Raw genomic sequence first — 17,324 nt, forward strand, 5'->3', positions numbered from 1 at the left:
GCGCGCATGAGCGTTTCAACCCCCGGCAGATTGCCCGCCGCAGCCCCCTTCTGGATGTCCCTGGTCATGCTGCCCTTGGTCGCGCTTGCCGCGGCCCGGGGCGGGTTGTGGTGGATGCTGTTGCCCGCCTATGCCTGGTATCTGACGACCGCGCTTGACGGCCTTCTGGGTGAAAGCAAGGCCAACCCCGATCCGCACACCGAAACCCGCGCCCTGTTCTGGCACCGGGCCGTTACGATTGTCTGGTTCCCGCTGCAATGCGCCGCGATCTTCGGGACGATCTGGTATGCGGCCCAGGCGGGCCACCTGTCGGGCCTGGAAAAGCTGGGCCTGTTCTTCGGCGTGGGCGTGCTGTCGGGCACCATCGGCATGGTCTATGCCCATGAACTGCTGCACCAAAGGACGGCGGTGGAACGCTGGATGGGCGACCTGCTGCTGGCCTCGGCGCTGTATTCGCATTTCAGGACCGAGCATCTGCTGGTCCACCATGCCTGGGTTTCCACCCCCCGCGACGCGGTGTCGGCGCGTTACAATGAAGGGTTCTACCGCTTTTTCTGGCGCGTCCTGCACAAGGGTCCGGCCAGCGCCTGGCGGGCCGAGGCGCGCCTTCTTGCACGGGCCGGGCGCAGACCCTGGGACCGGCGCAACCCCTTCTGGCGATACGCCGCGCTGCAGGCGGGAATGCTGGGGCTGGCGCTGATGCTGGGCGGCCTGCAAGGCCTGCTGCTGTTCGTCTTCCAGGCCCTTGTCGCGATCTGGCAGTTGGAACTGACGAACTATGTCGAACATTACGGCCTGACGCGAAAGCATCTGGGCCAAGGGCGATACGAACATATCCTGCCGCGCCACAGCTGGAATGCCAGCCACAGGGCCTCGAACTGGCTGCTGATCAACCTGCAGCGCCATTCGGACCACCATTACAAGCCCGACCGCCGGTTCCCGCTGTTGCAGACCTATGGCGCGGACCAGGCGCCGCAACTGCCCCTGGGCTATCCGGCGATGACCTTTGTCGCCATGGTGCCGCCCTGGTGGCGCCGGCGCATGAACCCGCGCGTCCGCGCCTGGCGCAAGCAGTTCTATCCCGAGGTGACGGACTGGGGGCCCTATAACCGGGGCGAGCTGCCCATGCCGAGGAACGCTCTTTAGGCCACGATCACCCGCGTCCCCGGCCGCGCATGGCGCGCGATCCAGATCAGGTGCGGACGCGCAAAGGCGATGCAGCCCTCGGTCCCGTATCCCGGCCTGCGCCATTGATGCAGGAAGATCGCCGAGCCCCGGCACGGCACGGCATCCGGCCAGTTCCAGTCCGTGGTCAGGATCAGGTCATACAGCGGATCGGCCCGGCGCAGGTTTTCGTGGCTGGCCGCCAGAGGCGCGCGGGCATGGTGGTTATAGGCCGGATGATCGGGTGCATCGCACCACAGGTCGCCCGGCCTGATGGGCCGCGCCCAAGGGGCAGGCCGCGCCAGCCGGTCGGGCCGATACCAGAGGCCCGTGATCCGCATCACCCCTGCGGGCGTGGCCCCGTCGCCTTCGCGCTTGTCGCGCGTCACGCCGCGCTTGCCGATGATGCACGGGAACAGGCGCCCGCGATACCGAACCCCTTGCGGCGTCAGGACCAGATCGTCGGGCCTCACAGCAGATGCCCCGACTTTTCGGCCTTGGTGTCCAGATAGCCTGCATTGAAAGGATTGCGGCCCACCGCCAGCGGCACCCGTTCGGTGACGGCGATGCCATGGCTTTCCATCATCGCCACCTTGCGCGGGTTGTTGGTCATCAGCCGGGCCTTCGAAAACCCCATCCGCCGCAGCAGGGCCGCGCCGATGCGGAAATCGCGCTCGTCATCCTCGAAGCCCAGGCGGTGGTTGGCCTGGACCGTGTCGAAGCCCTGGTTCTGCAGGGCATAGGCGCGCATCTTGTTGGCAAGCCCGATCCCGCGCCCTTCCTGGTTCAGATACAGCAGCACCCCCTGTCCTGCCTGCCCCATGGCCGTCAGCGCGGCATGAAGCTGTGGGCCGCAATCGCATTTCAGGCTGCCCAGAACGTCGCCGGTGAAACAGGCCGAATGCAGCCGCGCCAGGACCGGCGCGTCGCGGGGCGGATCGCCGATCTCGATGGCGTAATGCTCGGCCCCGCCGTCGTCGGGGCGGAAGATGTGCAGCCGCGACCGTTCCGCAGCCAACAGCGGCAGGTTCGCGGCGGCGACCGGGGCCAGGGCCGCCTCATGCGCAAGCTGGGCCAGCAGCGGGCCGGGCGTGATCTGCGTCAGGCCGGGCAGCGGCTCTACCTCCACCACCAGCACGGCGGGCAGAAGCTGCGCGGATTTGGCAAGCGCCAGCCCGGCCAGATGCGGCGTGGCGTCCCCTTCGCGTTCGGTGAACAGCGGCCCCTTCATCGGCGTCATCAGATCGCCCGCAGGATCGGCCATGGCCCGCAGCCAGGCGTGATCGGCATCCCCCGGCACGATCACCCGCGCCAGGCCGTCGTCATAGGCCCGCGCCTTCAGCGTCTCGGCCCGCCGTTCGGTCAGCGCCAGCACCGGACGCCCAAGCGCGCGGATGTCGGCCAGCCGCGCGGGCGCCAATGTCTCCACCGCCGCGACCAGATGACCGCCGATCATCACCGGCAGGCCCATGCGCAGATCGCTGCGCGCGCGCGACACGGTTTCGGCCAGGGTGGGGATCAGGCTCATGGATGGTCCCGATAAATTGAAACATATTGAAACATAAGCGCCCTTGCCGACAACTCCATGTGAGATTTCCGACATGAGGCTGGACGGGACCGCGCGCCGCGCCCACCTACTCTCGCAACAAGCGAAGGGAGGCAACATGCCCGGACTGAAAAAAATCCTGCTGGTCGATGACGAGGAAGACCTGCGCGAGGCCCTGGCCGAACAACTGACCGCCACCGAGGATTTCGACGTGACCGAGGCCGGCACGGGTGCCGCCGCCGTGGATGCTGCCAAGGGCGCGATCTTCGACCTGGTGATCCTGGACGTGGGCCTGCCCGATACCGACGGGCGCGAATTGTGCAAGAAGCTGCGCAAGCTGAACGTCAAATGCCCCGTCGTCATGCTGACCGGCCATGACACCGATGCCGACACCATCCTGGGCCTGGACGCGGGCGCCAACGACTATATCACCAAGCCCTTCAAGTTTCCGGTACTGCTGGCCCGCCTGCGAGCGCAATTGCGCACGCATGAACAGTCCGAAGACGCGATCTTTCAATTGGGGCCGTACACCTTCAAGCCCGCGATGAAGATGCTGATCGACAGCAAGGACCGCAAGATCCGCCTGACCGAGAAGGAAACCAATATCCTGAAATTCCTGTATCGCGCGCAGGACGGGGTGGTCGCCCGTGACGTGCTGCTGCACGAGGTTTGGGGATACAACGCGGGCGTCACCACGCATACGCTGGAAACCCACATCTATCGCCTGCGCCAGAAGATCGAGCCGGATCCCAGCAATGCGCGCCTGCTGGTGACGGAATCGGGCGGGTATCGGCTGGTGGCGTGACCACATTCGACGCCCGTGAATGGCCCGGCATCATGCCGGGCCTTTTTACGTTCCGCCTGGTACGCGCAGGCAATCGCCGTTTTGGAATTTCCACCTCAATGGTCGGCCTGCAACAGGGTCCAGACGATTAACCATTAAACCAGAATGGCAACCCTTTTCCCGCCGATCCTTTTATCATAATCGGGCAGGCAACTGATTTGAGGGTAGTTACCAGTGTATATTTTCAGTCACGGCCTTCGCAGTCATGCGGCCTGAAGGCGTCTTCAACAAGGATACGAACCGCTCACACGATCCTTGCTGGCGACAGGATTTTCAAGAAAGGCACGAACCCGGGTTCTGATCTTTCATCATCCCAACCGGATTTGCTGGGCCAGCATCTATCCTTATTTTCATCACGGCGCCGAACTGGCGGCGCGCTATGGCACCGACTTGCGCGCCCGACCGATCGCCGATCTGTTCGGCGACGACGCTCCGCCTGCCGATATCGTGCTGGTCCAGCCTTGGTTTACAGAAAACATCGACCGATTGGCCCAGGCGATCGCCCGTTATCGCGCCCGCCACAATTCGGCCCGTGTGATCTTTCTGGACAGCTTCGCCCATGTCGACCTGCGTTTCGGCCGCGCGCTTGAACCGCTGGTCGATCTTTATCTGCGCAAGGCCCTGTTCCGCGACCGCCGTGACTTCCTGACGCCGCGCCTGGGCGACACGAACCTGACCGAATACTACATGACCCTATATGGCATTCCGGGGAAGATCGTGGACCGGCAGGTGCCTGTTGCCTTGCTGGACAAGCTGGGGCTGATGCCGAACTTTCTGACCGCACCGCATCTGATGCCGCAATTCCTGGGGGAACTGCCGGACTTGAAGGGGCGCCCGATTGATCTTCATGCCCGCATCGCTACCCAGGGAACGCCTTGGTATCAGGCAATGCGAGAACACGCGGCCCGGGTCACCTGCGACTTGCCCGGTATCGTCACCACCCCGAAGGACCGCATCGCCCAGACGCGCTTTCTGGAGGAGATGCGTCAGTCCAAACTATGCTGGAGCCCATTCGGCTATGGAGAACTCTGCTGGCGCGACATCGAGGCCTATATGACCGGCGCGGTGCTGATCAAGCCCGATGTGTCCCATCTGGACAGCCTGCCCGACCTTTATCGCCCGCATGAAACCTACCTGCCGGTCCGCTGGGATTTTTCCGACTTCGAGGATGTCGTGCGAAATGCGTTGGCCAATCCTGAAGACTTGCGCCGGATCGCCCTGACTGCATTCCAAGCCTGCCGCGATTATCTGAACAAAGGCAGGTTTGTCGATGATTGCGCGGGGCATCTGACATTCGCGGACGCTTCTATCGTGACGGATGCCGCCTAGCCGCCGATGATTTTTCCCTGACAAAGGGGCCAGTTTCTCGCGTGCCTGGATATCAAGGCACGGGAACCTTTGTCCTGTTTCCGCGTTACAGCCTCGAAGCCCAGTGGCCGGCGGACGCGGCCACATTCTCTCCCTCCTCTCTCTGATGCCCCGGCGTTGTCCCGCGCCGGGGCTTCCTTTATCCCCTGTCATGCGGGGCGGACCAATCGGCGTCCGGTCCGATGGGGATGATCCGGTGCGGATTCACGGTGTCGTGGCTGAAATAGTAATGCCGCGTGAAATGGTCGGGCCGCACCGTTTCGGCCACGCCGGGCCGTTGATACAACTCGCGCGCCCAGGCCCACAGGTTCGGATAATCGACGATCCGGCGGCGGTTGCATTTGAAATGGGTGTGATAGACCGCGTCGAAACGGGCCACGGTGGTGAACAGGCGCCAGTCGGCCTCGGTCAGCCGGTCGCCTGACAGATAGCGGCTCTCGGCCAGGATCCCCTCGATCCAGTCTAGGCTGTCGAACAGCGGATGGATGGCCTTGTCATAGGCTTCCTGCGACGTGGCGAAGCCCGCCTTGTAGACGCCGTTGTTCACCGTGTCATAGATCCGGGTGTTCAGATCCTCGATCCGGTCGCGCAGATCCTGGGGCCAGTAATCGTCCGTGTTGCCGGTGATGCCGTCGAAGGCGGAATTGAACATACGGATGATGTCGCTGCTTTCATTGGACACGATCCGGTCTCCATCGCGGTCCCACAGCACCGGCACCGTCACCCGGCCCGAGGCCTTGGGATCGGCGCGCAGATACAGCTTGTACAGATAAGGCTCTCCGAACAGCCGGTCGCCGGTGGCGCCGTCGAAATCGGTCCGAAATTCCCACCCGTTCCACAGCATATCGGGATGCACGGCCGAGATGTCGATGTGGTCCGCCAGCCCCTTCAACGCGCGGAAGATCAGCGCCCGATGCGCCCAGGGGCAGGCATAGGACACATAGAGGTGATACCGCCCGCTCTCCGCCTTGAACCCGCCCTCGCCCGTCGGGCCGGGGCTGCCGTCGGCTGTCACCCAGGTGCGATGCTTGGCGCTGTCACGGACGAACTCGCCGCCGCTGGCCTCGGTATCGTACCATTCGTCCTTCCAGACGCCGTTGACCAACTGGCCCATTGCCCTATCCTCCGTGCTGGTTGACAGGGAAACGGGCTACACTGGCCTGGGGTTTCAGGCGATGGCCTGATCGCGCGTTTCGGTTTTCACCAGCAGCAGCGCAAGCGCCCCCAGCAGCAGCAGCGCCGCGAAGACGCCGATGGCGAAACCAAAGCCCTTGGCAAAGACGAATGCCAGCAGGCTGGGCGCCAGGATCCCGCCAAGCCGGGCCATGGCGCTGGCGGTGCCCATCCCGGTGCCGCGCAGGTGGGTGGGGTAAAGTTCGGGGGTAAAGGCATAAAGCGCCCCCCAGGTGCCCAGCAGCGAAAAGCTCATCAGGATCAGCGCGCCCGCGACCATCGCGGTGCCGCTGGCCACGGCGAACAGCGCGCAACCGGCGGCGCTGAGCAGCAGAAAGCCCAGCAGCGTCGCACGGCGACCGACAGCCTCGACCCCCCAGGCGGCCAAGGCATAGCCCGGCACCTGCGCCAAGGCGAGGATTACCAAGAACTCATAGCCGCGCACAAAACCGAAACCCTCGGTCGCCAGCTGCCCCGGCACCCAGACGAAAACGCCGTAATAGGACAGCGAGACCAGAAACCAGACCGCCAGCACGCCAATGGTCCGCGCCCGCAGCATATCCGAAAAGATCGAGGTTTCCGCCCCTGTCGGCACGGCCGCGGGGACCAGTTCCGCGTCGGCGGGCAGCGCCTGCATCCCGTTCGTGACCAAAACCCGGTCAATCACAGCCTTCGCCTCGGCCGCGCGTTCCTTGCGGACCAGATACATGGGGGATTCGGGCACCCAGAGGCGCAAGAAAATACCGACCAGCGCCGGAACGGCGGCCACGGCGAATATCCACCGCCAGGGTGCCACGGCCCCTTGGGACACGGCGATCCAGGCAGTCAGGGCCACGACAATGGTGCCCACGGCCCAGAACCCTTCCAGCCAGACCAGCCAGCGGCCCCGATTCCGGGGCGGCAGGAACTCGGCCATCATCGCATAGTCCACGGGCAAGGTGCCGCCCACGGCGACGCCAGTCAGAAAGCGCAGCACCAGCAGCAGCGTGAAGTCCTGCGCAAAGACCGATGCCAAGCCAAAGATCGCGTCCATGCCGACCGTCAGAACCAGGATGTTGCGTCGCCCGATCCGGTCGGCGATCCGGCCAAAGGCAAAGGCGCCCAGGAACATGCCCGCAAAGAACACCGTGCCGATCTGGAACGCCGTCACGCGCTCGATCCCGAAGGTAGCGGCGACAGAAGGTGCCGCAAAGCCCACGGCGATCACCTGCATGGCATCCGCCGCCCAGACCAGGCCAAAGATTCCCAGAAGCCGCCACTGGAACCGCCCGGCCCCGCCGCGCGCCAAAGCCTCGTCCACCGTCAACTGCATCTCGTCCCCCTTTGCGGATGGCATTGCTTAGCGGCAGTTTCCCTGATCACCAAGCCGTGACTGCGCATCCGCAGAAAAAACTTGCCCCTGCGTCAACTCGACAGCGTGGCGCGCTGCCATTAGGGTCCGCGCCGATCAAAGGAGCCTGCCCATGTTCACCATCGCCACCTGGAACATCAACTCGGTCCGCCTGCGCGAAGGGCTGGTCGCGCGGTTTCTGACTGAGGAAAGCCCCGACGTCCTCTGCCTGCAGGAATGCAAGTCGCCGGTGGACAAGATTCCCTTGGATCAGTTCCGGGCGCTCGGCTACAGCCATGTCGTCGCACGCGGGCAAAAGGGCTATAACGGCGTGGCGATCCTGTCGCGCCTGCCGATCACGGATGCGGGCGACCGCGATTATGCGCGCCTGGGCCATGCCCGCCATGTCGCGGCCCGGCTGGAAAACGGCGTGACGATCCACAATATGTATGTTCCCGCGGGCGGCGACATTCCCGATCGCACGGTGAACGAGAAGTTCGGGCAAAAGCTGGATTTCGTGGCCGAGATGCGCGACGTGTTTCATGCCGCCAACCCGCAAAGGTCGATCTTGGTCGGGGATCTCAACATCGCGCCGCGCGAAGACGACGTGTGGTCACACAAGCAGATGCTCAAGATCATCAGCCACACCCCCATCGAGATCGATCATCTTCTGTCGGCCCAGGATGCCGGCGGATGGGTGGATGTGACGCGCCAGGATATCCCAACGGGCCTGCTCTATTCCTGGTGGAGCTATCGGGCCAAGGACTGGCACACCGCCGACAAGGGTCGCCGCCTTGACCATATCTGGGCCAGTTCCGACATCGCCAACGCCGCCCATGCCAGCCGTATCCTGCGGCCCTGCCGGGCCTGGGACCAGCCCAGCGACCATGTGCCGGTGCTGGCATCCTTCGACCTTTGACGTCCTTTCATCTTGGCTTAAATATCCCACGGGGGCCTGGGGGTGTGAAACCCCCGGCTTCGCCACCGGAAACAACCCTTCCCCTTGGGCGTCCCAGCCCCCATATTGCCGCAAACCGTTCAGACCGGAACCACTTGGGATCCCACCGCCATGCTTTTCGACACCGCAGCCGACGCCCCCAAACCTGCCGACTTCATCATGGACGTGACCGAGGCGACCTTCATGGCCGAGGTCGTGCAGGCCTCCATGCAAGTGCCGGTCATCGTCGATTTCTGGGCGCCTTGGTGCGGCCCCTGCAAGACCCTCGGCCCGCAGCTCGAGGCCGAGGTGGCGCGCCACAAGGGCCGCGTCCGCATGGCCAAGGTCAATGTGGACGAAAACCAGATGATCGCCGCGCAACTGCGGGTGCAGTCGATCCCCACGGTCTATGCCTTCTTCCAGGGCCAGCCGGTCGATGCCTTCCAGGGCGCCGTCCCGCAAAGCCAGATCAAGCAGTTCGTGGACAAGCTGGCCGCGCTCGGGGGCGATGACGGCGGCCTGGCCGATGCGCTCGCCGCCGCCGAACAGATGCTGGAGGAAGGCGCCTTTACCGACGCCGCCGAAACATTCGCCGCCATTGCAGAGGAAGACCCAACCAGCAATGACGCTTGGGCGGGCCTGGTCCGCGCCCATCTGGCCGCCGGCGATCCCGATGCCGCACAGGCCGCCTTGGATCAGATCCCTGCCCCCGCCGCCGCCAGCGCCCCGGTCGAGGCCGCGCGCGCCCAGTTGCACCTGGCCCGGCAGGCCGCAAAGGCCGGTCCCCTGGATGCCTTGCAGGCCCGCGTCGATACCGATCCCGCAGACCAGCAGGCGCGGCTGGAATACGCCCAGGCCCTGCACGCCGCCGGCCGGGTGGAAGATGCCATCGATGTCCTGCTGGACAGCTTCCGCCGCGACCGCGACTGGAACGAAGGCGCGGCCAAGGCGCAGCTGCTGACGATCTTCGACAGCCTCAAGCCCAACGATCCCTTGGCCCAGAAGGGACGCCGCCGCTTGTCGTCCCTGATCTTCGCCTGATCCGGCCATGCGGTTCCGCTTCGATCTGCCCGCGCGCCTTCCGCTGTTCCCCTTGTCCGGGGCGGTCCTGATGCCGCGCGCGCGGATCCCGCTGCATGTGTTCGAACCGCGATACCTGCAGATGCTGGACGATGCCCTGAAAACCGATCACCGCCTGATCGGCCTGATCCAGCCCGAGGGAGAGGGGCTGGCGGCCATCGGCTGCGCAGGCCGGGTGGTGGCGTTTTCCGAAACCGATGACGGACGGCAGATGATCTCGCTGCTGGCCGTATCGCGCTTCCGCCTGACCGAGGTGCAGGAAGGCTTTACCCCTTACCTGATGGCCGAGGTGGACTGGTCGTCATTCACCCACGACCTGAAAGGGACCGAGGACGACCCCGGCCTGGATCGCGACACGCTGTTTCCCTTGTTGCGCCGCTACATGGATGCGCACGAGCTTTCCACAGATTGGGACGCCGCCTCCGAGGCCCAGGACGAGGCGCTGATCAATTCGCTGTCGATGGTCCTGCCCTTTTCGCCCGGCGACAGGCAGGCGCTGCTGGAAAGCCCGACCTTGTCGGACCGGCGCGAACTGTTGCAGGGCTTGATCGAATTCGCCCTGCATGGCGGCGACACCGAGGATCGATTGCAATGACCCAGAACCCGCCCCCTTTCGACCGCCACATGATCGAGGCGCTTGTCTGCCCCGTCACCCACGCCACCCTGTCCTATGACGCGGCTCGCCAGGAACTGGTCTCGCGCGCGGCGGGGCTGGCATTCCCGATCCGCGCGGGCATTCCGATCATGCTGGTGGCCGAGGCGCGCCAGATCAAGGCGGATTGAATGGTGGCCCAGTCTGACCCCCTTGTCGCCGTCCGAAACGGGGTTCAGCCCCGGCTGCCCTTCTGGGTCAAGGCCGTGATCGGGTTGTGCTGCGCGATGCAGGTGGCGGCCATGGCCGGAGATCTGCTGGGCTATCCGATCCTGCGTCAGGCCTTGATGATCTTCGGGGGCTTCTGGTCGCCGGTGGTCTGGGCAGGCCACGGGATCTTTCCGGGCCATATCCTGTCGATCTTCGTGACCTATGGCTTCTTGCACGCGGGCCTGCTGCATCTGGGCATGAACATGCTGTCGCTGGTGGCCATCGCGCGGGAACTGAACCGCCTGATCGGGCCGGGGCGCATGGCCCTTGTCTATGCCGTGACCCAGGTCGCCGCCGCCCTGCTGTTTGCGGTAATGACCCCGGATGGCGGGCCGATGATCGGCGCGTCAGGGGCGATCTTCGGGCTGGCCGGTGCGCTGATCGGATATGCCGCCGTCACCGGCTGGCGCCGCCGCCGCCCGCTGGGGCAACTGTGGCGGGGTGTCGGGCTGATGGTGGTGCTGAACGTCGCGCTGACCGTCCTGATGCCCTCCATCGCCTGGGAAGCGCATCTGGGCGGAGCCTTGGCCGGGCTGGCAATGGGCGCGGCCATGGCAATGCGCCACAACCCGCGCACCTCAACCTTCTGACGGCGCATCCGTCTGGTCTTGGGGCGACGGTTCATCCGTCGCCTGCCCTTCGGCCGCCGCGATCCGGCGCAGGATCTGGCGGAACGGGTCGGCAGGCGCCATCGCCAGCGAGGCCGCCGAATCGCCGGGCCTCTCGGCCAGATGCTCGGCGATCAGCCGATGGCCCAGGCTGTTGCCCGTTCCCTTGCGCAGATCGCCCTTGCCGCCAAACCAGCGGCCCTGATCGTAATCCCGCCGCGCCCATTCGTTCATCGCCTGACGCATGGCGCCCTGCGCGGGCCTGACGGTATCAACGCCGTCCGCCTGCCCGCCCATGACCTGCACCACGAAATGCCCGGCCAGTCCTTCGCTGACCAAAGCCTCGCCCAGAGACTTGCCATAGCCCGGCCCCGCCCAACGGACCAGATGCGCCATCTGCCGGACCAGGATACGGGTGAAGAGGGCCGGATCGAAGCGGTCGGGGGTCATTGCAATCTCGATCACGCCGGGCGCGGGGGCGCTGCCCTGGACCGCACCATCAGCCGAGCGATCCGAATGCGCGCGGACGACCAGATCGAAATCCGGCAGATCGGCATGGCCCGAGGCCCGCGCCACCGCATCCCGGCTGGCCTGCCGGACCTCGGACAGGACAGGCGTCAGGGCGTGGCGCGTGTTCAGAAGGTGAAGAGTCCAGAAGGTCATAAGGTGGATATAACGGCTTTGCAGGGCTGTTGCCAGCAACCGGGTGCCCGATGGACGTCGAAAACCAAAGGCTGCCGCCAGGCATCAAACTCGCCAAAGGAAAGGATATGACGCATAGTCAACCAAGAACAGGCGCGCCTGCTTCGCGAAGGGGTGGTGTCAGTCAACGCCGATCACGGTCGTCGCCGCGCTTTGTCCTTGCCTGAACCGCCCTCCTCAAACCTCCGGCACCAGAACCTCTCGCTTGCCGACATGGTTCGCCGACGACACGACGCCCTGCTCCTCCATCTGCTCGACCAGCCGGGCGGCCTTGTTATAGCCGATGGCCAGTTTCCGCTGGATATAGCTGGTGGAGCACTTGCGGTCCTTGGCGACGATCATCACCGCCTGGTCATACAGCGCAGCGTCGCTGCCGTCGCCGCCAAGGCCCAGGACGGTGTCGATGTCGTCGGCCTTGTCATCCTCGACCCCCTCGACAACGCCGGACTTATAGGACGGCGGACCAAAGGATTTCAGGTGCGTCACGACCTCCTCGACCTCCTCGTCGGACACGAAGGGGCCGTGGATGCGGGTGATGCGGGCGCCGTTGCCCATGTACAGCATATCGCCCTGGCCCAGCAGCTGCTCGGCGCCCTGTTCGCCCAGGATGGTGCGGCTGTCGATCTTGGATGTGACCTGGAAGCTGATCCGGGTCGGGAAGTTCGCCTTGATCGTGCCGGTGATCACATCGACGGACGGGCGCTGCGTGGCCATGATCAGGTGGATGCCGGATGCGCGGGCCATCTGGGCCAGACGCTGGATGCAGGCCTCGATCTCCTTGCCCGCGACCATCATCAGGTCGGCCATCTCGTCCACGATCACGACGATATAGGGGAAGGTCTCGGGCTTGAATTCCTCGGTCTCGAAGATCGGCTCTCCGGTATCCTCGTCAAAGCCGGTCTGGACGGTGCGCTTGAACAGCTCGTTCCTGGACAGTGCCTCGCGGACGCGGCCGTTATAGCCCTCGATGTTGCGCACGCCCATCTTGGACATACGGCGATACCGGTCCTCCATTTCGCCCACGACCCATTTCAGCGCGACAACGGCTTTTTTCGGATCGGTGACGACCGGGGACAGCAGATGCGGGATGCCGTCATAGACCGACAGTTCCAGCATCTTGGGGTCGATCATGATCAGCCGGCATTCATCCGGCGTCAGTTTATACAGCAGCGACAGGATCATGGTGTTGATGGCGACGGACTTCCCCGACCCGGTGGTCCCCGCGATCAGCAGGTGGGGCATCTTGGCCAGGTTCGCCACGACCGGATCGCCGCCGATGTCCTTGCCCAGCGCCAGGGGAAGCGGCTGCGTGCCGTCGCCGAATGCGCGCGACGCCAGGATTTCGCGCAGCAGCACCTTTTCACGCCGCGCATTGGGCAGTTCGATCCCGATCACGGTGCGGCCCGGCACGGTGCTGACCCGCGCCGACAGGGCCGACATGGACCGGGCGATATCGTCCGACAGCCCGATCACGCGGCTGGCCTTCAGCCCCGGCGCGGGTTCCAGTTCGTACAGCGTGACGACCGGGCCGGGCCGGACTTCGGTGATCTGGCCCTTGACGCCGTAATCGTCCAGCACCGCCTCCAGCATCCGGGCGTTTTCCATGAGCGTTTCTTCGGACACGGTCTGCTGATCATTGGCCGAGGGCGCGGACAGCAGCGCCAGCGGCGGACGCTCATAGGCGTTCAGCACGTCTTCAAAATGCAATTCCGGCCCCGGTTCATCAGAAGGCCTCTGGACGGGGGCAGCTTTCTTCAGGGACGGGACGGCCGTGCGGGGCGCCTCTCCTCCGGGGACATCGGGCATGGCTGCCTCGTCGCGCCCTTCCTTGCCGCCCTCGCGCGACAAGCGCGCGGCGACCACCGCCAGAACCGAGGGCTTGGCCGACCGGGTGCGGATCGCGTCGTTGATGCGGCCGCTGACCTCCTCGGCCGAGGGGGCGTCGCCCTCGTAATCGGAGTCCCGCTCGATCAGCTCGGGTTCGGGCAGGTCTTCCTCCAGTTCCAGAAAGTCGGGCTGGGCAGGCTTGCGCCGGGCCACGACCGGGGCGCGCAACGCGGGCATGTCGGATGCCGCCTTTGCCGCGCGCCGCGCCTGCAGCCGTCGCCGGATCCCGGCGGATGCCGCCGCGCCCTGCCCCACCGCGCGCATGGCCAGGTCAAAGGCCGTCAGCAGCCCGGCCACGAACCGGCGCCACAGCCCCTGCAGTTCCGACCGTTCGAAGCCCAGGGAAAAGGCCGTGATCGCCAGCACGCCCACGGCCGTGACCAGCCCGGCCAGGCGGATGCCGATCTGCGCCTTGACCGGCAGCAGGTTCAGCATCGCGCCCATGATCATGTCGCCGAAATGCCCGCCCAGGCCATAGGTTTGCTCCCATCCCGCCACGGGCATCAGGGTGCTGCAATAGACCGAGGCAAGCGCCACCGCGATGGGCGTGAACAAGGCCCGCATGAAGCGGTCCTCGCCCCGGTGCAGCATGAAGCGCAGGCCCCAGACAAGCGCCGCAACGACCAGCATCCAGGATCCATATCCTGCGATCATCATCAGGGGCGATGCGGCATAGGCGCCGAAACTGCCAAGGATGTTCTGCGCGGGTTCATCGGTGGCCGACAGGAAGCTGGGATCTTCGGGCGACCAACTGGACAGCATCAGCGCGACGATGATGCCGATAACGACCAGACCGGCGCCCAGCAGTTCCTTGCCGCGCCGTTCCAGGGCTGCCTGCGTGGATTGGTCGAACAGCGGATCGCGGTGTTTTGCCTGCCAGCTTGCCATCGTCCCTAGCCTTCCCCGCCCGTCGTTTCGTCATAAAGCACCGCGCGCAACCGGGTCAGCGCCGATTCGGTCTGCTTGGCATCCGCCACCAGGGCGACCCGGATGAAGCCGCGGCCGGGATTGTGCCCGTCCACCTCGCGCGACAGATAGGCCCCCGGCAGCACCTGGACACCCGCCCTTGCCCACAAGATCCTGGCCGCCTCCTCGCCGTCCGGGACGGGCAGCCACAGGAAGAAGCCGCCCTGAACGGGGCGGTATCCCGGCACATTGCCCAGCACGCGGTCGGCAATCGCGTATTTTCTCTGATACAGCGCCCGGCTGGCCGCCACGTGCGATTCCTCGCGCCAGGCGGCCTCGCTGACGGCTTGGGCAGGCAGCGACAAGGGCGCCCCGGCATAGGCGCGAAGGCGGCGGATCTGGGCGATGTTCGCGGCACTGCCCGCGACGAAACCCGATCGCAGGCCGGCAAGGTTCGATCGCTTGGACAGCGAATTGAAGATCACAACCCGGTCCGCCAGTCCCATGCCGGTCGCCACCGCCAGGGCACCGGGCGGCGGGGCGTCGCGCCATATCTCGGAATAGCACTCATCGGCAAAGATCAGAAAATCGTGGCGGTCCGCCAGCGCGATCAGGCGTTCCAGGTAATCACGGTCCGCAATCGCGCCTTGCGGGTTGGCGGGCGAACACAGATAGGCGATGGCCGTGCGGTCCAGGACGGCGGACGGCAGAGCGGCGTAATCGGGCAGGTTGCCGGTGTCGGGCGTGGCCGGGACAAAGACCGGCTGGGCCTGCACGGCCGCGGCGGCTACGGCGTAAACCTGGTAAAAGGGATTCGGAATCAGGATCGCGGGATGCTGGCCGTTCTTTTGTTCCGGGCACAGGGCCAGGGCCGCGTTGAACAGCCCTTCGCGCGTGCCGTTCAGCGCCATGATCCGGTCCGGGGCGACATCCAGGCCGTAACGTCTGCCCAGCCAGCCCGAAATCGCGTCCAGCAACCCCGGCGTGCCTTCGTTCTGGGGATACTTGGCGAATCCCCCGATATTCGCGGCCATGACCTCTGCCACGAAATCCGGCATGGCATGGCGCGGCTCGCCGATGGTCAGGATCGCCGGGGCCTCGCCCTCGTGTAGGCCCGGCTGGATACCGGCCAGCAGCGTCCGCAGACGCGGGAACGCGTATTCCGGCAGGTTCGAAAACCGCTCGGGGATTGCCATCTCTGCCTCGCTTTCGGGATCTGCGGCCCCGTTTATCAAGGGATAACACTAGCCGGATCGCAGTCTTGCGTCCAGCGAAAGCCAGCCTGCGGCACGCGGCTTCTTCTTCATCCAAATATCCTCGGGGGTGAATTGGCCGCAGGCCAAGAGGGGGCGGAAGCCCCCTGCCCCGTCCCATCACCTCACGGACAATGCCGCCTCGACCCCGGCAGCCAGATGCAGCAGATGCCCGTCCCGCCCGGCATGGCCCATGACCGAGATCCCGCAGGCCCGGTGGCCAGTGGGCAGCGTGCAAGCCGGCAGGCCCAGCAGGTTGCCGATCCGGGTATTGCGCAGGGTCAGCAGGTTCGCGCGCACGAATTCCTCCTCGTCCGCCATCAGCCGGGCGGCATTCGGCGGCAGGATCGGCACCGTGGGCAGCAGGATCGCATCAAAGCCCGAGGCGATCTCCTTGATCCACTTGCGCCGGATCCGCACAAGGCTTTCCCAGGCGGCGATGTAATCGGGGGCGCTGACGCCCGCGCCGCTGCGGAACCGGTCCAGGATCGGCCCCCACATCAGTTCGGGCGCATCCTCGATCTGGGCGCGCCAGATGCCATAGGCCTCGGGTGCGAACAGGGCGGCCGACAGCAGCATGGCCTTGGCAACCCAGTCGGGCGACTGCCGCTCGATCCGCGCCCCTGCCCGGGCCAGCCGGTCCACGGCATCCTCGAAGGCGGCAACCGGGCCTTCCTCGGCACCCTCGAATGGCACGCCGTCCAGCACCAAAAGGCGGCGGTTCGCGACATCGGCACCCCGAAGATCGGCGGTCTTGCGGCCCCCCATCAGGGCGAACAGCTCGGCACAATCCTCGACCGTGCGGGCGATGGGACCGATCACGTCGAACCGGCGGCACAAGGGCACGACGCCCTTTTCGGGCAGCGAATCGGGCGTGGGGGCAAAGCCCACAAGATCGTTCCAGGCTGCAGGCACCCGGATCGACCCGCCCGTATCCGTCCCGATGGCCGCCGCCGCCAGCCCCAGGGCCACCGACACCGCCGCCCCCGATGACGACCCGCCCGGCGCCAGGTCCGGGTCCAGGGCATTGGGCGGCGTTGCCGTGCGGGGATTCAGGCCCAAGCCGGAAAAAGCCAGTTCCGTCATGTGGGTCTTGCCCAGGCAGATCGTGCCCTGCCGCGCGGCGCGGGCCAGCACGATGGCATCCTTGCGCGGGACGCGACCCTCCAGCAGCCTGGATCCGGCTTCGGTCACGGTGCCGCCGCTGTCGATATTGTCCTTCCAGCTGATCGCCACGCCGTCCAGCAATCCGCGCCTTTGTTCCAGCTTGGCACGGTCATGGGCGGCCACGGCCTCGGACCGGGCGCGCACGTCGGTCACCCGGGCATAGATGCGCCGGGCATCGGGATGGGCCTTGATCGCGGCCAGATAGGCCTCGGACTGGTCCAGCGGATCCAGCAGCCCCGCCATGATCGCACGGCCCTGCTGGGCGGCGGGCGCGCGCAGCCAATCCATTCAGAAATCCACCGCGAGGCCGTTCTTTTCGTAATCGCCATACCGGACGGGCTCCGGCCCGTCGCGGCCGCCGTATTCCTTGGGCAAGGGTTGCGCCGCGGCCTTGCGGCGTTCTTCGGCCTCGGCCAAGGCGCGGCGGGCTGCGGGGGGCAGGTCGGCCTGGTCTGGTTGCGGTTGTTCGCTCATGGAAAGATCTCCCATCTGGGCGT

General features: G+C 65.8%; 17 protein-coding genes. 8 read left to right on the top strand and 9 right to left on the bottom strand.

Features of this window, described 5'->3' with window-relative positions:
* The first annotated feature begins 6 nt into the window (after nt 1-6).
* Nucleotides 7-1,146 (top strand): alkane 1-monooxygenase, encoded by a 1,140-nt coding sequence (locus Q5701_RS08570; RefSeq protein ID WP_306754833.1) that lies wholly within the window; start codon nt 7-9, stop codon nt 1,144-1,146.
* Here the strand turns inward: Q5701_RS08570 and Q5701_RS08575 are convergent.
* Both Q5701_RS08575 and ribA read right to left on the bottom strand, forming a co-directional pair.
* Complete coding sequence (locus Q5701_RS08575; RefSeq protein WP_306754834.1) at nt 1,143-1,637, bottom strand: L,D-transpeptidase family protein; 495 nt, start codon at nt 1,635-1,637, stop codon at nt 1,143-1,145. The genes Q5701_RS08570 and Q5701_RS08575 overlap by 4 nt on opposite strands.
* Nucleotides 1,634-2,692 (bottom strand): GTP cyclohydrolase II, encoded by a 1,059-nt coding sequence (ribA, locus tag Q5701_RS08580; protein ID WP_306754835.1) that lies wholly within the window; start codon nt 2,690-2,692, stop codon nt 1,634-1,636. Before ribA ends, Q5701_RS08575 begins: the two co-directional genes overlap by 4 nt.
* A 136-nt stretch (nt 2,693-2,828) precedes the next feature.
* Here ribA and Q5701_RS08585 point away from each other — a divergent pair, with 136 nt between their 5' ends.
* Nucleotides 2,829-3,515, top strand: coding sequence for a response regulator transcription factor (locus Q5701_RS08585; RefSeq protein WP_234854103.1), 687 nt, complete (start codon nt 2,829-2,831; stop codon nt 3,513-3,515).
* 294 nt (nt 3,516-3,809) lie between these two features.
* Complete coding sequence (locus Q5701_RS08590) at nt 3,810-4,883, top strand: glycosyltransferase (RefSeq protein WP_306754836.1); 1,074 nt, start codon at nt 3,810-3,812, stop codon at nt 4,881-4,883.
* A 178-nt stretch (nt 4,884-5,061) separates the two neighbouring features.
* Here Q5701_RS08590 and Q5701_RS08595 read toward each other — a convergent pair whose 3' ends face one another.
* Nucleotides 5,062-6,036 carry a glutathione S-transferase family protein gene (locus tag Q5701_RS08595; protein ID WP_306754837.1) on the bottom strand — a complete coding sequence of 325 codons (975 nt, stop codon included), beginning with the start codon at nt 6,034-6,036 and terminating at the stop codon, nt 5,062-5,064.
* 54 nt (nt 6,037-6,090) lie between these two features.
* Nucleotides 6,091-7,431, bottom strand: a complete 1,341-nt coding sequence (locus Q5701_RS08600; RefSeq protein ID WP_306754838.1) for an MFS transporter — start codon at nt 7,429-7,431, stop codon at nt 6,091-6,093.
* Between the two features lie 127 nt (nt 7,432-7,558).
* On the opposite strand from Q5701_RS08600, the gene Q5701_RS08605 reads away from it, so the two are divergent.
* The 5 genes from Q5701_RS08605 to Q5701_RS08625 all read left to right on the top strand — a co-directional run bounded on the left by Q5701_RS08605 (nt 7,559) and on the right by Q5701_RS08625 (nt 10,894).
* Nucleotides 7,559-8,344 carry an exodeoxyribonuclease III gene (locus Q5701_RS08605; RefSeq protein WP_306754839.1) on the top strand — a complete coding sequence of 262 codons (786 nt, stop codon included), beginning with the start codon at nt 7,559-7,561 and terminating at the stop codon, nt 8,342-8,344.
* 150 nt (nt 8,345-8,494) lie between these two features.
* Entirely contained in the window at nt 8,495-9,403 is a 909-nt protein-coding gene (gene trxA, locus Q5701_RS08610; RefSeq protein ID WP_306754840.1) for a thioredoxin, read from the top strand.
* Between the two features lie 7 nt (nt 9,404-9,410).
* The gene (locus Q5701_RS08615; protein ID WP_306754841.1) at nt 9,411-10,037 is read left to right on the top strand and encodes an LON peptidase substrate-binding domain-containing protein; all 627 of its coding nucleotides are present in this window, start codon (nt 9,411-9,413) and stop codon (nt 10,035-10,037) included.
* On the top strand, nt 10,034-10,225 hold the full coding sequence (locus Q5701_RS08620; protein ID WP_234854110.1) for a Trm112 family protein: 192 nt from the start codon (nt 10,034-10,036) through the stop codon (nt 10,223-10,225). Before Q5701_RS08615 ends, Q5701_RS08620 begins: the two co-directional genes overlap by 4 nt.
* Nucleotides 10,226-10,894, top strand: a complete 669-nt coding sequence (locus tag Q5701_RS08625; RefSeq protein ID WP_306754842.1) for a rhomboid family intramembrane serine protease — start codon at nt 10,226-10,228, stop codon at nt 10,892-10,894.
* On the opposite strand, the gene Q5701_RS08630 is transcribed toward Q5701_RS08625, so the two are convergent.
* The 5 genes from Q5701_RS08630 to Q5701_RS08650 all read right to left on the bottom strand — a co-directional run bounded on the left by Q5701_RS08630 (nt 10,883) and on the right by Q5701_RS08650 (nt 17,301).
* Nucleotides 10,883-11,575, bottom strand: a complete 693-nt coding sequence (locus Q5701_RS08630; RefSeq protein ID WP_306754843.1) for a DUF2268 domain-containing putative Zn-dependent protease — start codon at nt 11,573-11,575, stop codon at nt 10,883-10,885. The two genes, Q5701_RS08625 and Q5701_RS08630, sit on opposite strands and share 12 nt — an antisense overlap.
* 216 nt (nt 11,576-11,791) lie before the next feature.
* A complete protein-coding gene (locus Q5701_RS08635) occupies nt 11,792-14,389 on the bottom strand; it encodes a DNA translocase FtsK (RefSeq protein ID WP_306754844.1) in 2,598 nt (865 codons plus the stop codon).
* A gap of 5 nt (nt 14,390-14,394) precedes the next feature.
* Nucleotides 14,395-15,603, bottom strand: coding sequence for an aminotransferase class I/II-fold pyridoxal phosphate-dependent enzyme (locus Q5701_RS08640; protein ID WP_306754845.1), 1,209 nt, complete (start codon nt 15,601-15,603; stop codon nt 14,395-14,397).
* Between the two features lie 177 nt (nt 15,604-15,780).
* Complete coding sequence (locus Q5701_RS08645) at nt 15,781-17,115, bottom strand: amidase (RefSeq protein ID WP_306754846.1); 1,335 nt, start codon at nt 17,113-17,115, stop codon at nt 15,781-15,783.
* A complete protein-coding gene (locus Q5701_RS08650) occupies nt 17,116-17,301 on the bottom strand; it encodes a DUF1674 domain-containing protein (RefSeq protein WP_306754847.1) in 186 nt (61 codons plus the stop codon). It abuts the gene before it with no gap.
* Between the last annotated feature and the right edge of the window lie 23 nt (nt 17,302-17,324).

The organism is Paracoccus actinidiae (assembly GCF_030863885.1).
GTDB classification, from domain to species: domain Bacteria; phylum Pseudomonadota; class Alphaproteobacteria; order Rhodobacterales; family Rhodobacteraceae; genus Paracoccus; species Paracoccus everestensis.